The sequence below is a fragment of the uncultured Marinococcus sp. genome, from assembly GCF_947493875.1.
Taxonomy (GTDB): domain Bacteria; phylum Bacillota; class Bacilli; order Bacillales; family Marinococcaceae; genus Marinococcus.
The window spans coordinates 53,450-67,151 of the sequence record NZ_CANLSU010000005.1 but is presented as its reverse complement, the minus strand read 5'-3'; the positions used below and the strand labels follow the sequence as shown (position 1 = coordinate 67,151).

Below are 13,702 nucleotides of genomic sequence, written 5' to 3'. Positions count from 1 at the left end.
TGTATTAAATGATGTGGAGGTAACTGACGTGAAAATTATTGTTGCAGGTGGAGATGGATTTTGTGGTTGGCCGACCGCGCTTTACTTATCAAAGCAGGGTCATGATGTATCAATTATCGACAGCATGGTGCGCAGAAAGATTGACGACGAACTTCATTCCAACTCGATCACCCCGATTGCAAGCCTTGAAGACCGGGTGGCGAAGTGGAAAGAGCTGACAGGAAAAGAAATACGTACATACGAAGGTGATCTTCAGCATTACGATTTCCTGCAGCAGGTTATGGAACAGGAACAGCCGGAAGCATTTGTTCACTTTGCTGAACAGCGCTCGGCTCCTTATTCGATGATAGACCGCGAGCACGCAGTCTACACGCAGGTCAATAACGTAGTAGGGAATTTGAATGTGCTTTATGCTATTAAAGAAATGGCGCCGGACTGCCACCTGATTAAGCTTGGCACGATGGGAGAATACGGCACGCCGAATATTCCAATTGAAGAAGGCTACCTGGAAGTGGAGCACAAGGGACGCAAGGACCGCCTTCCGTTCCCGAAACAGCCAGGCTCCTTCTATCATTTATCGAAAGTGCATGACAGCCATAACATTATGTTTGCCTGCCGCGTGTGGGGCATCCGTGCGACAGACTTAAACCAGGGCATCGTTTACGGCCTGGATACGAATGAAACCAACATGGACCCAGTACTTACCAACCGTCTGGACTACGACGGAGTTTTTGGAACAGCGCTGAACCGTTTTATCATTCAGTCCGCCATCGGACGGAACCTGACCGTTTACGGAAAGGGCGGCCAGACCCGTGGTTTCCTAAACCTTGAAGATACGGTCCGCTGTGTGGAGATTGCGGCAGAAAAACCGGCTGAACCTGGAGAGTTCCGTGTGTTCAACCAGTTCACTGAAGATTTCTCTGTACTTGAACTCGCTGAACGGGTGAAAAAGGTAGCCGAAGAAGAAGGCTACCATGTTGATGTGGACCATCTGGAAAACCCGCGGGTAGAGCTTGAAGAGCACTTCCTGGAAGCGGTAAACACCAATCTTTTAGACTTGGGACTGGAGCCGCACTTTTTAACAGATGACGTTATCCGCCACATCTTAAAAGCGGTGATTGCGCATAAAGAGCGGGTAATCGAAGAGAATGTACTGCCGAGTGTGAGCTGGAAATAAAAACGGGGAGTTGTCTTCTATGAAGATAATGATCATCACCGAGACTTTTCTGCCTTCTACAGATGGAATTGTTACACGATTAACAGCCTGCATACGCTGGCTGCATCGTGATGGTCATGAAGTACAGATTGTGGCCCCGGATCTGGGTGTGTATGAATTTGATGGAGCAGAAGTGAAAGGGGTGCCTGCGCGCGCCCTCCCTTTTTATCGTTCAAAGAAGTTCGCTCTCCCGAACCGGGTAGTCAAGAAGTATATACAGGATTTCGGGCCCGACGTCATTCACGTCGTGAACCCGGCGGTTGTAGGCTATTCGGGGGTAAACTATGCGAAAAAGCTTGGCGTGCCGCTGGTTGCCTCCTACCATACAAATCTGACCCAGTATATGTCCTACTATAATCTGGGCATGCTGAAATGGCTGATGTGGTGGTATGTCCGGCGCCTGCATAACAAAGCGGATATTAATCTCTGCACCTCGCAGACCGTTCAGACAGAGCTTCAGGAAAAAAGGTTTGAGCGTATGCATTTGTGGAAACGTGGAGTAGATACCGAACAGTTCCATCCCAGGCACCACAGCAGAAAAATGAGGGAGCGGCTCTCCGGTGGAAAAAGCGACCGAACGCTGCTGCTTTATGTAGGAAGGCTTGCGGCGGAAAAAGAGATTGAAAAAATCCGTGATGTCCTCGAAGAATCGGACAAGTTTTGCCTGGCTATTGTAGGAGACGGCCCCCACCGCGAGGAGCTTGAAAAGCATTTCGAGGGCACAGACACCGTATTCACAGGGTTTATGCACGGGAATGAACTGGCGTCTACATTTGCCTCCTCCGACGTATTTGTGTTTCCTTCTACAACGGAAACGCTGGGGCTTGTGATTATGGAAGCAATGGCATCCGGCCTGCCCCTTGTGGCTGCAGAAAGCGGACCGACAAAGGAACAGCTGACATCAGAACGTAACGGCCTTTTGTATGATCCGCATATTAAAGATGACTTTAAAAATACTGTCTGCCGCTTTGAAGACGAAACTCTCCGTAAACGCCTGGCCGACCAGGCCTTTACAGATGTTGCTGAATTCGGATGGGAAGCGGCAGCAGAGCAAATCAGGGATTTGTACAAAGAAGCAGCCGGTGTGAAGGTTTCAATAACGGCGGAAGATAGTGACACAGTTTCAGAAGAACGCCGGTAAGCGGAGATTTCATCAAGAACAGAGGGGTTCTATGGGTAAGAATCAAAAGCGGCGTGGTCCTCTTCAAGCGCTTCAGTTTAGTGCGATTGGTGTAACAAATGCCGTAGTCGATATAGGGGCATTGAATCTGCTTCTATTTCTTTTTCCAAGTGAAGAGCGAATGACTTTAACACTTTTTAATACGATTGCTTACGCATTGGCGGTAACAAACAGCTACATCTGGAATGTCTTTATTACGTTCCGGGACTCCGCGAAAGGAAGCACCCGCCAGCGGCTAGTGTTTATTGTTCAGGGGCTGATCAGCCTGGGTATTAACAATGCCGTATTTTTAGGATTTAATGCTTTATTTCAGACACTTGGAGTACCGACATGGATCCGCCAGAACCTGGCTAAGGGGCTGGCCATGCTGGCTTCGTTCACGGCGAGTTTCTTTATGATGAAATACTTTGTTTTTAAAGACTTTAACCGCCGGTATCCAAACCGTGAACAATCCTCACGGGAAGAAAACCAGTAGAAGAACATCTCAGAACCGCTGCTGCAGCGGAGCGGGGTGTTCTTTTATTATTTCAGAAGCACACCCATGCTATACTGACAAAAAGGGGGATACGAATTGGAACCTATCCATTTATACTTATCAAGGTACCAGGAGCACATAAACTACCTGCGCCAGACAGGACAGGAAACTCCGTCCTTTCGGGAGCTGCGGGAAAACGAAATTCCCCGCCTGCTTCAGGTGGTGGATTCCTATGTGCAGATGGCGACCGCAGACGGGGAAGAAGGACAGAAGGCGTACAAGCTTTTGGCTTCTGTACAGTTAACTGATGGCACCGGCTGGAATATAAGCGGCGAGTTTGTGCCCTCGGAGAATGACTGGTTTCCGGACGAGCAGCCATTGACGCATCAAACGTCCTACTGCGGTTTTTGCCAGGGAACGCTCGGCTTTTTTAAAAACGAAGATATGACGCAATTTGACTGTATGCTGCCGCTTCCGGAAAAGAAGTGGCTGTTTGAAAAAATGCTGGAGCAGCACGGATCTTCTATTTATCCCAACCAGTCATAAAACGTAAAGGAGGAGGCAAAGGTGAAGGTAGTGATTGCACCGGATTCATTCAAGGAAAGCATGACAGCCATGGAAGCAGCCCAGGCAATTGAAAGGGGATTTCGCCAGGGGATTGGAGACGCCGGCGATCTCGTTACAGAGCTGATCCCTATGGCTGATGGAGGTGAAGGAACCACACAGTCACTTCAGGACGGTCTTGGCGGGGAAATTCATACAGTGGATGTATCGGGGCCAGACGGGAGTGCGGTGAAGGCTGAATTTGTTTATATTCAGAAGTCCCGCACAGCGGTTATTGAGATGGCAGAGGCATCAGGCATCGGGCTGGTGTCCAAAGAAAGCAGAGCCCCGTTAACGGCCACCTCCTACGGTACAGGACAGATGATTTTGAAAGCGCTCAACGAAGGGGCGGAGCGGATTATTTTAGGGCTTGGCGGAAGTGCCACGAATGACGGCGGGGCCGGGATGGCTGCTGCGCTGGGGGTCCGCTTCCTGGACCATAGTGGAAATGAACTTGGACCCGGCGGAGGAGCGCTGAAGCATCTGCACCGCATTGATACGGGCGGACTCGACAGAAGAATTCATGAAGTAACCGTGCGCGCAGCCTGTGATGTTACGAATCCGCTTACGGGACCGGAGGGAGCTAGTGCTGTCTATGGCCCGCAGAAGGGAGCCGGAGCGGAAGCTGTGCAGGAGCTGGACGAAGCGCTGCGTGTGTTTGGGGAAGTAATTGAACGGGATCTGCATAAACCGGTGCTCCAGGAAAAGGGAGCCGGGGCAGCGGGAGGCCTCGGAGCCGGGGCGATCGCTTTTTTAAATGCTGAGCTTGAGCCGGGCATAGACATTGTGCTTGAAGAGAGCCGCTTCGCAGAACGCAGTGCTGGGGCGTCGCTCGTTATTACCGGCGAAGGAAAAATCGATGCTCAGACCGTATTTGGCAAAACACCGGTCGGAGTAGCGAAGGCGTCCCCGGAGGGAAGCACAGTGGTTGCGGTTGCCGGCCAGCTCGGCGATGGTTATGAAAAAGTGTATGAAGCAGGCATTGATGCTGCTTTCAGCATGGTCCCGGGCATTGTTTCCCTGGATCAGGCAATGCAGGAAAGCACCCAATATATCGAAAACTGGGCCCGGAGTCTTGGCGGCCTGTGGAAATCATAAAAAATCCGCTGCTTCTTTTGGGAGCAGCGGATTTTTACATCGTTTATAAAATTGGGGATAAAAGGTGGGATACTGCTTCCTTGATACGGATCCAGAGCGAACGCTGCCGGTACGCCTCGAGTGTGAGCTCGGAGGAGTGGGTTTCCATATCGTAGAGGAAGGTATCAGTCAGCTGTTTTGTTGTTTGCGCGTGATAGATAAAAGCGTTCACTTCGAAGTTCAGGCGGAAGCTGCGCACATCGATATTGGCTGTGCCCACCGAGCTGATTTCGTCGTCCACCATGATCGTTTTGGCATGAATAAAGCCATTGTTGTAAATATAAACCCGGGCACCGGCACGAAGGACAATGCCCACATGAGAATACGTGGCCCAGTACACAAATGGATGATCGGGCATGCTTGGAATCATGATGCGGACGTCGACCCCGGATAAAGAGGCGATCCGAATGGCGTCCATCAGACTCTCATCCGGAATAAAATAGGGAGTCTGAATGTATACCGAATGCTTGGCAGAGTTGATCATTTTGATATACCCGTTTTTAATCTGCTCCCACTCTGAGTCCGGACCGCTGGAGACAATCTGCATACTGCATTCCCCGGGCTCTGCAAGAGTAGGAAAATAACGCTCCTCGTAATGGATGGGATTTCTGGAATTAGCCTGGTTCCAGTCGAGAATAAACCGGGTCTGCGCTGTTTTGACAGACTGGCCCTCCAGACGCAGATGCGTGTCCCGCCAGTATCCGAACTTTTTGCTTAAACCAAGATATTCATCGCCGATATTAAAGCCGCCGACATAGGAGGTTTTTCCGTCTATCACAACAATTTTCCGGTGGTTGCGGTAATTGAGGCGTAGATTAATAATCGGCAGGCGTTTTGGGAAGAAGACCGCCACTTCCCCGCCGGCAGCTTCAAGACCCTGGAGTGCTTTTTTACTCATCTTTCTCGAGCCCATATCATCGTAGAGCAGCCGGACGACAACACCCTCCTCTGCCTTTTTTCTCAGTGCTTCAATAACCCGTCGTCCGAGGTTGTCACTTCGAAGAATGTAGTACTGCAGATGGATATGATCCTGAGCCTTCCCGATATCCTTAATCAGATTATCGAACTTTTCATGACCGTCCGTATACACGCGGACGTCGTTTTCCTTCGTCAGCACCGACCCATCGTTTGCGAGCTGCATATAGATCAGGTCCCGGTGCTTGGAGGAAACAGAATCCGAGAATTGGAAGGTGCCGTTACGAAGTGTATGCATCTGCTCCTGAATCAGTTCTTCAATTCCGATCTTTTCAATATCTGCCCAGTCAAAAAGCCGTTTTCTGGTCAGGTTCTGCCCAAAAATTAAATAGAGCACAAACCCTAAAAAAGGGATGAAAAATAAAACCATAATCCAGGCCCAGATGGCAGTGGCGTTGCGTTTTTCGATAAAGATAATGACAAAGGCGAAAAATAAATTAAAAACCGATAATATTGCTAAGAAAATGGATAATATCTCGAAGCCCATCTGCTTTCCCCATTCTTCCTCTATGTTGAAACGGAGGACCTTGTTAAATTTATAGATACCTGCAAATTAGGCAGTAGTATTATTTTAACAAAATTAACGCCAATGCGAAGCAGGAAACTGATAATTTTGAGAAAAACAGGAAGAAGCAGTATGCTGCATCGTTTTCAATTCGCGAGGAAGTAGGATAAAATACGAAGAGACGACAGAAGATATAACTATTTGAACGTGGGACAGGGGGAGAAGAATGAAAAATGAAGTAGTCGGTATTGATGCAGGAGGTACGCTGATTAAAATTGCTTACCGTGTGAATGACGAATGGGAGCTGCAGAAAATACCTCTAACCGACATGGAGAAGGTACAGGCATGGATTGAAGAACGGGTCGACAATCCAGTTATTCATATTACAGGAGGGAAAGCAGAAACACTGCGGAAGTCTCTACCCTGGCCAGCAGAGCCTATCAGTGAGTTTGAAGCTACCTGTAAGGGAGTTTCATATTTGCGGCAGCGTTTTAATGAAGACGATACCTACGGGCAGACATATATTATTACCAATGTCGGGACTGGAACCTCGATACATTTTGCCGGTCCGGAGGAATACGAACGGGTCGGCGGCAGTGGAATGGGAGGAGGCACGCTTATTGGTCTTTCCTATCTTCTCACTGGCATAGAGGCGTATGAAGAAATCCTGCGCCTTGGAAAAGAAGGGGACGGACGGTCGCTGAACGTTAAGGTAGAGGATATTTATACCGATGAAGAGCCCCCGATTTCCGGAGATCTTACGGCCAGCAACTTCGGAAATATTATGAATATGAAAAACAATGAATATGAAAATAAAGACTACATTGCTGCTGTTGTACGCATGATTGGTGAGACGATTACGACGATGAGCGTGCAGATGGCCGACCAGCTGAACACCGATTCCATAGTGTATATTGGCTCCACCTTTGATAAGCACGATCATTTAAAAGAAATTATTGGCGGCTATACGAAGCTCCGCGGAAAAGAGCCATGCTTTCTTCCCTACGGAGAATTCAGCGGGGCCGTGGGCGCTTATATGCATGAACAGCCGCAGGCTTCTGCAAAGAAAGCTGAGAGAAAAGGATGAGTGAAATGAGCGAAACGGAACCATCTACACACAGAGAGCTGTTCGAACAGGCGGTAAATACGCTTGAAAATATTAGTACGCTGCTGCAGCCGGAGGTGCCGATGCTTGGGGAGCTGCACTTAACTACGCGCCAGGAAGCACTGTTTTTTATAAATCTGCGGCATGAGGGGCTGACACTGACAGAAATGGCTCACCGGCTGCGTATTTCAAAAAGTGCTGTAAGCCAGGCCATGAAGCGTCTGGAAGAAGAAGATCTTCTATACCGTGCTGCCAACAAAGAAAACAAGAGAGAAACACACCTCGTATATGGAGTGAAGGGCCGGAAGCTCAAAGAAGAATTGACAAATTTTCAACATTATGTGGTTGACCAGTATATTGCCAAAATACCGCTTGAAGAGTTAAAGCAGGCAAACCAGGTTATACACCGGCTTGAGGAAGAAATCAATAACGCTTATAAAAAATAAAAGAAGCAGGCCGCTCGTGCATCTTCATTGACGGAAGCCATCCAGTCGTTTAAGGTTGTTTGTGTAGTTAAGTTACTTAACAGTTTAGACGATGAACTATCGAAATATACATACCAATGGAGGAACGATGCATGAAAATTACCCGCACATCTATCCGGCGGCCGAAACTGACGATTGTCGGCATGATTTTATTTATCATGATGGGTTTCGTATCGCTGACGAATCTGCCTTTGCAGCTTTTTCCAGAAATTGAACCGCCGGTCGCGGCTGTAGCGACAAACTATGAGGGTGCTGGTCCGGAAGAAATTGAAAGCAGTGTCACAGAACCGATGGAAGAACAGCTCTCCACCATCGAAGGACTGGACCGCATGACCTCACAGTCAGAGGAAGGCACAAGTCTTGTGCTGCTTGAGCTCTCATGGAGCACTTCGGTGGAGGATGTGCAGCAGGAAATTAACAATGCCATGAATAACGCCAACCTGCCCGATGATGCCGGAGATCCGTCGTTTATCGAGTTTGACCCGGATGCTCAGGGCATGATTCAGATGGCTGCGTTTTCTGAAGGAAACGACCTGGCTGAAACGCAGAGCCAGGTGGAAGATATTGTAACCGAACTCGAACGCACCGAAGGGGTTGCAAGTGTTGATACAAGCGGTGGACTGGATGAAGAATTCGAAATTTCGCTGGACCAGGAATCGCTTGAAGACAATAATGTGACCCAATCCGACGTCACTAATGCCATACAGGCAAGTAATATTACGCAGCCGGGTGGAACGATCACCTCCGGAGAACGCACATTAACGACCCGTACGGTCAACGAACTGGGCGGAGTGGAGGATTTGCAGGAAGTGGCGGTCGGACAGAACGAATCCGGGGACACGGTCACTGTCAGCGATGTAGGTGAAGTGGAACGCACGACCGAGGAGCAGACAGCCTATACCGAAGTGAATCAGGAGCCGGGCATTCAAATGACAGTGCTGAAGGAATCAGATGCCAACACGGCCCAGGTGTCCACAGACTTTAATGAGACGCTGGACGACCTGCTTGAAGAAGATCAGTACAATGATCTCGAGACGACGATCATTTATGATGAAGGGGATTACGTTCAGCAGTCCATTAACAGCGTAGCGCTTGCGTTGATTGCCGGCGGCGTGTTCGCCATGGTTGTTCTTTTCTTCTTCTTAAGAAACCTGACGACGCCGCTCATTATTGGTATTGCGATACCGTTTTCGGTCATTGTGACATTTGCGTTTCTATACTTTACCGATGTGAGCTTAAACTTAATGACGATGGGCGGTCTGGCCCTTGGTATCGGGATGCTTGTCGATAACGCGATAGTGGTTATAGAAAACATATACAGGCACCTATCGATGAAGAAGCTGCCTAAGCGGGCGGCTCTCGACGGTACAAAGGAAGTGGCTGGAGCGATTACAGCCTCGACCCTGACAACAGTAGCCGTCTTTTTACCAATCGTCTTTATTTCCGGTATTGTCGGCGAGATCTTCCAGGCGTTTGCCCTATCGGTAGCCTTCAGTCTTCTTGCCTCCCTGCTTGTAGCTGTCACGGTAGTGCCGATGATTGCAAGCCGTGTCCTGAAGCCACTGCCGGAAGACCGGGAAGCAAAGCGTGAAAACTCCCGGCCGATGAGATTTCTGGACCGCTCGATTCGCTGGGTGCTCGGCCACCGCGCAGTCGCGCTGCTGCTGACGCTGCTTCTGCTGCTCGGCGGAGCCGGCGGCATTGCCCAGACCGGGGTGAACTTTATCCCGACGACAGACCAGGGCTTTTTCACGATTAATGTTGAAAAGGAAAATGGCACAAATCTGGAAACGACCGGAGAAACGGTAGACGAAATTGAAAGCGTACTTGAAGATCAGGACGAGATTGCAAGCTATATGGCAGTGGTCGGCTCGGGCGGCAGTGGCGTTGCAGCCGGAGGCGGCGGAAGCTCGGGCTCCAATGAAGCTTCCATTACAGTTACGATGGAGGATTTGCAAGACCGGGACATATCGACAGAGGAAATGATTGAAGAGATTGAATCCGATGTGGAAAACACTGACGAGCAGGCAGATATTTCGTTATCCTCCTCAGCAGCCATCGGCGGAGGAGAAGCCAACTCCGTGGAATTTACGCTCTCAAACGAAAATGAAGAGCGGCTCGCTGAAGATGTAGACGAAGTGCAGTCGGAGCTTGAAAATGAAAATACGATTCGGAATGTAGAAACCTCAGATGAAGAGACTGCTCCGGAAATCCAGGTGCAGATTAATGAAGACGAGGCGCAGGATAATGGCCTGACCCCGGCTGAAATCGCCCAGACGGTGAACAGTACGACAAGCGGAGAAGTGGCGTCGACGATTCAGACGGATAATGAAGGGCCGCTGAACGTGAACGTGCAGTATGCAGAGGATTCCCTTGAAAATCAGGAGGACCTTGAAAATCTGCAGATTGCTACGCCGCAGGGTGAATACGTCAGCTTAAGTGATGTGGCTGAAATTGAAGAAGGCCAGGGGCCTGCAGTTATTAACCGGCTCGATCAGGAGCGAAGCACTGAGTTTACAGTTACGTACGGCACCGGTACGAGCCTGAATGAAACCTCTACGTTAATTGAAGACACGATCGACGACGTAGATACCGGAGCGGCGACGACATTAAACTTCTCCGGCGAACAGGAGCTTCTCGATGACAGCATTCAAAGCCTTGTGTTTGCCTTCCTGCTGGCGGTAGTGTTCATTTATCTCGTGATGGCCGGCCAGTTTGAATCATTCAAATATCCATTTGTGGTTATGTTCAGCGTACCACTGGTGATCATCGGTGTGATGCTTGCCCTGTTTGCAACCCAGACACCTCTCAGTATCACTGTGTTTATCGGCTTAATTGTACTTGCAGGTATTGTCGTCAACAACGCGATTGTCCTTGTTGATTATACGAATCAGCTGGCGGAGCGTGGCATGCCGGTAAGAGAAGCCGTTATTGAATCCGTGAAAAAACGGTCACGACCTATACTGATGACGGCCTTTACGACCATTCTTGGTGTGCTGCCGCTTGCCCTTGGATTCGGGGAAGGCTCAGAAATCCAGCAGCCAATGGGTATTGCGGTCATCGGTGGTCTCATCAGTAGTACGTTCCTGACGCTGTTTATCATTCCAACGCTCTACACTCTATTTACCAAGGAAACAAGAAGCATGAATAAAAAATTCGCTACGCCGGACGGAGGCTACATGTACGGCTGGGAAGTAGAGGAAAGACGTAAGGAACGGGAAAAACGAGAACAGGAAGAACAAAACGGGGAAGAACGAAAAAAAGATGAAGACCAGCAGCAAAATGAAAATACAGAAGAAAGTAATGAACCTGAAAATGTAGAGGATAAAAAACGCGAAGACTTATCGCGGGATGAAATTTTATACCTTCTCGAACGTATCGTCGGTAACTCGGAAAAAGAAGAACGGGACCGTTCATCGAAGAATCCGGACAAAAATAAAAATTCCGGCGATGATGAAAAAAATTGACATTAGGACTATGTGTCACGTACGATTAAGAAAAATAGTAAGGAATCCGCTAGGGGCGCCTGCGCTGAGACAAGAACCATTCTTGGTCCCTTCGAACCTGATCTGGGTAGTACCAGCGTAGGGAAGTGGAGCTTCGTTTTATACAAATACGTACGTATACGCCAAAGCTCACTCTCTACTTCAGGGAGTGAGCTTTTTTTTGAACCTAAAGCAGGATTCCTTGTTAAGGAGGATACAACGAATGCCACAAGTACCTAAAGTATTAACCATCGCCGGAACAGATCCCACCGGCGGTGCGGGAATTCAGGCTGATCTGAAGGCGTTTCAGGAGTGTGAAGCCTATGGAATGTCTGCTATTACGAGCGTTCTCGCACAGAACACGACCGGGGTCCAGCGGGTGGAGCATATGAGCATCAGCCTGCTGCAGGCCCAGCTGGATTCCGTATTTGACGACATTATGCCGGATGCGGTCAAAACCGGGATGATCGCGACTCCAGATATGATCCGCACCACGGTGAACATGCTGAAAAAATATGATCTACCGGTGGTTATTGACCCGGTGATGGTGGCCACAAGCGGAGATTCCCTGGCTGAGAAGGAGACGCTTGAGGTAATGAAAAATGAATTTCTTCCTCTGGCCGCGGTCGTTACGCCGAATATGGCAGAGGCTGCAAGTCTGACGGACTCTCAGGTTCATTCCCTGGAGGAGATGGAAGCGGCTGCAAAAACAATCGTTGACGAACTGGGGGCGAGGGCAGCGCTTGTAAAAGGCGGCCATATGAAGGAGGATGCGGTTGATATTTTGTACGTCGATGGGGAAATTCATTATTTCCGCTCCCCCCGGACAGATACCAAGCACACGCACGGCACAGGCTGTACACTGTCAGCCGCGATCGCCGCAAAGCTTGCGCGTGGTAAGTCCATTTATTTAGCTGTCCAGGAAAGCAAGGAATATATTACCAATGCGATTGCACACCCTCTTGAAATCGGTAAAGGCAATGGACCGGTTAATCACTGGGGAGCGCGCGTTCCACTCGATCAACTACTAAAATAAAGAAATGAGGGATCGGCATGAAAGCAAAGGAAGTTATGAGCCTGCTTGAGGAAGTACGAAAAACGCGGCCGCTGATTCATAATATTACGAACACAGTAGTAACCAATTTTACCGCGAATGGACTGCTGTCCATGGGCGTATCCCCGGTAATGGCAAACGCCCCGGAGGAAGCAGCGGAAATGGCTAAAGCGGCGAATGCGCTCGTATTAAATATCGGCACGCTGAACCGGGAACAGGTGAAAGCAATGCGCATCGCTGGGAAAGCGGCGAATGATAAAGGGATTCCGGTCGTTTTGGACCCGGTAGGTGCCGGAGCAACTGCTTACCGTACGGAAACGGCACTGGCGCTGCTCGAAGAACTGGATGTGGCACTGATCAGGGCTAACGCAGGAGAAATGGCCGCGCTGCTCGGTGAAAGCGGAAACGTCCAGGGCGTGGATGCTTCGGGGGAAGCAGATAACCCCGTGCTCGCGAAAGAAGCTGCCAGAAGGTTTGGAGCAATTGCAGCGGTGACCGGAGTGGAAGACGCGGTCGCTCATCAGGGGGAAGTGTTTATCGTGCAGAATGGGCACACGCTGCTGACAAGAGTAACCGGCACCGGCTGCCTTCTCAGCTCGATCGCAGCCTCCTTTTTAACCGTCCAGCATTCGGCCGGGGCAGTGGCAGCTGCGCTTGCCTATTACGGCGCAGCGGCAGAAATCGCAGGCAGCTTAACGACAAGGGAAGGCCCGGGCTCCTTTCAAATTGAGCTATTGAATGCCCTGCATGCAACGCAGGAAATGGATCTGCGCCACTACATCCGCGTCAAACAGGAATCATAGGGGGCTGAAACCATGGATAAAGAGATGCTGAAGCTGTATTTTATTATGGGAAGCAACAATACGGGCGGAAGAAATCCGGAGCAGGTATTGCAGGAAGCTCTTCAGGGCGGCATCACGTGCTTCCAGTTCCGCGAAAAGGGCCAGGGGGCGCTGCCCGAAGAGGAAAAGTGGCGGCTGGGCCGGAAGATGAAGGCTCAATGTGCTGCCTTTCATGTTCCGTTTATTGTAAATGACAACGTGGACATGGCGATCCGGCTTGAAGCAGACGGGATTCATATCGGGCAGGAGGACGATCCGGCCTCCAAAGTCAAGGAACGCTGCCCTTCCCGTATGATGGTTGGAGTGTCTGTGCGTACTGTTGAAGAAGCGCACCGGGCCGCTGCAGACGGGGCAGATTACCTGGGCGTGGGTCCGATGTTTGCGACTGATACGAAAGAAGATGCCAAAGCTCCAGTCGGACTTGAAGGCATTCGCCGGCTCCGGGCGGAAGGTATTACTCTTCCGATTGTAGGGATCGGTGGCATCGACGCCTCCAACGCCGCTGCTATTGTGGAGGCGGGGGCTGACGGAGTGTCGCTGATCTCTGCCATCAGTCTGGCAGAGGAGCCGGAGAAGGCCGCAAGGGAGCTTCGCAGCCGTCTGGGTGGATCAGCCAAAAAGCAGGAAAAATAAAAGGACC

At 50.0% G+C, this 13,702-nt stretch carries 12 protein-coding genes and 1 riboswitch; of the genes, 11 read left to right on the top strand and 1 reads right to left on the bottom strand.

The annotated features are described in order from the left end of the window. Positions 1 to 28 precede the first annotated feature (28 nt). The 5 genes from Q0757_RS10805 to Q0757_RS10785 all read left to right on the top strand — a co-directional run bounded on the left by Q0757_RS10805 (position 29) and on the right by Q0757_RS10785 (position 4,572). Positions 29 to 1,177, top strand: coding sequence for an NAD-dependent epimerase/dehydratase family protein (locus Q0757_RS10805; protein ID WP_298787181.1), 1,149 nt, complete (start codon positions 29 to 31; stop codon positions 1,175 to 1,177). Positions 1,178 to 1,196: 19 nt separating this feature from the next. After that, entirely contained in the window at positions 1,197 to 2,357 is a 1,161-nt protein-coding gene (locus Q0757_RS10800; RefSeq protein WP_298787179.1) for a glycosyltransferase family 1 protein, read from the top strand. 31 nt (positions 2,358 to 2,388) lie between these two features. Next, on the top strand, positions 2,389 to 2,871 hold the full coding sequence (locus tag Q0757_RS10795) for a GtrA family protein (RefSeq protein ID WP_298787177.1): 483 nt from the start codon (positions 2,389 to 2,391) through the stop codon (positions 2,869 to 2,871). A 96-nt stretch (positions 2,872 to 2,967) separates the two neighbouring features. Then, positions 2,968 to 3,417, top strand: coding sequence for a hypothetical protein (locus Q0757_RS10790; RefSeq protein WP_298787175.1), 450 nt, complete (start codon positions 2,968 to 2,970; stop codon positions 3,415 to 3,417). Positions 3,418 to 3,438: 21 nt separating this feature from the next. Next, a complete protein-coding gene (locus Q0757_RS10785; protein ID WP_298787174.1) occupies positions 3,439 to 4,572 on the top strand; it encodes a glycerate kinase in 1,134 nt (377 codons plus the stop codon). Positions 4,573 to 4,615: 43 nt separating this feature from the next. Here the strand turns inward: Q0757_RS10785 and cls are convergent, their stop codons facing one another. Beyond that, entirely contained in the window at positions 4,616 to 6,073 is a 1,458-nt protein-coding gene (cls, locus tag Q0757_RS10780) for a cardiolipin synthase (RefSeq protein ID WP_298787172.1), read from the bottom strand. 244 nt (positions 6,074 to 6,317) lie between these two features. Between cls and coaW the strand changes: the two genes are divergently transcribed. The 6 genes from coaW (at position 6,318) to thiE (ending at position 13,695) form a co-directional block, all read left to right on the top strand. Beyond that, a complete protein-coding gene (coaW, locus tag Q0757_RS10775; RefSeq protein ID WP_298787170.1) occupies positions 6,318 to 7,178 on the top strand; it encodes a type II pantothenate kinase in 861 nt (286 codons plus the stop codon). Positions 7,179 to 7,183: 5 nt separating this feature from the next. Beyond that, on the top strand, positions 7,184 to 7,642 hold the full coding sequence (locus tag Q0757_RS10770) for a MarR family winged helix-turn-helix transcriptional regulator (protein ID WP_298787168.1): 459 nt from the start codon (positions 7,184 to 7,186) through the stop codon (positions 7,640 to 7,642). A 131-nt stretch (positions 7,643 to 7,773) separates the two neighbouring features. Next, a complete protein-coding gene (locus Q0757_RS10765) occupies positions 7,774 to 11,148 on the top strand; it encodes an efflux RND transporter permease subunit (RefSeq protein WP_298787166.1) in 3,375 nt (1,124 codons plus the stop codon). A gap of 41 nt (positions 11,149 to 11,189) precedes the next feature. Further along, positions 11,190 to 11,289, top strand: a riboswitch (TPP riboswitch). Positions 11,290 to 11,389: 100 nt separating this feature from the next. Next, positions 11,390 to 12,202, top strand: coding sequence for a bifunctional hydroxymethylpyrimidine kinase/phosphomethylpyrimidine kinase (gene thiD / locus Q0757_RS10760; RefSeq protein ID WP_298787164.1), 813 nt, complete (start codon positions 11,390 to 11,392; stop codon positions 12,200 to 12,202). 17 nt (positions 12,203 to 12,219) lie between these two features. Further along, the gene (gene thiM / locus Q0757_RS10755; protein WP_298787163.1) at positions 12,220 to 13,023 is read left to right on the top strand and encodes a hydroxyethylthiazole kinase; all 804 of its coding nucleotides are present in this window, start codon (positions 12,220 to 12,222) and stop codon (positions 13,021 to 13,023) included. A 12-nt stretch (positions 13,024 to 13,035) separates the two neighbouring features. Beyond that, positions 13,036 to 13,695: a thiamine phosphate synthase gene (gene thiE / locus Q0757_RS10750; RefSeq protein WP_298787161.1), complete on the top strand. Its 660-nt coding sequence runs from the start codon at positions 13,036 to 13,038 to the stop codon at positions 13,693 to 13,695. Positions 13,696 to 13,702: the final 7 nt, after the last annotated feature.

Bases quoted from the DNA above. Each gene is read 5' to 3' on its own strand.
- Q0757_RS10795 (WP_298787177.1), top strand. From the start codon at position 2,389: ATGGGTAAGAATCAAAAGCGGCGTGGTCCTCTTCAAGCGCTTCAGTTT.
- thiE (WP_298787161.1), top strand. From the start codon at position 13,036: ATGGATAAAGAGATGCTGAAGCTGTATTTTATTATGGGAAGCAACAAT.
- cls (WP_298787172.1), bottom strand. From the start codon at position 6,073: ATGGGCTTCGAGATATTATCCATTTTCTTAGCAATATTATCGGTTTTT.
- coaW (WP_298787170.1), top strand. From the start codon at position 6,318: ATGAAAAATGAAGTAGTCGGTATTGATGCAGGAGGTACGCTGATTAAA.
- thiD (WP_298787164.1), top strand. From the start codon at position 11,390: ATGCCACAAGTACCTAAAGTATTAACCATCGCCGGAACAGATCCCACC.
- Q0757_RS10800 (WP_298787179.1), top strand. From the start codon at position 1,197: ATGAAGATAATGATCATCACCGAGACTTTTCTGCCTTCTACAGATGGA.
- thiM (WP_298787163.1), top strand. From the start codon at position 12,220: ATGAAAGCAAAGGAAGTTATGAGCCTGCTTGAGGAAGTACGAAAAACG.
- Q0757_RS10765 (WP_298787166.1), top strand. From the start codon at position 7,774: ATGAAAATTACCCGCACATCTATCCGGCGGCCGAAACTGACGATTGTC.
- Q0757_RS10770 (WP_298787168.1), top strand. From the start codon at position 7,184: ATGAGCGAAACGGAACCATCTACACACAGAGAGCTGTTCGAACAGGCG.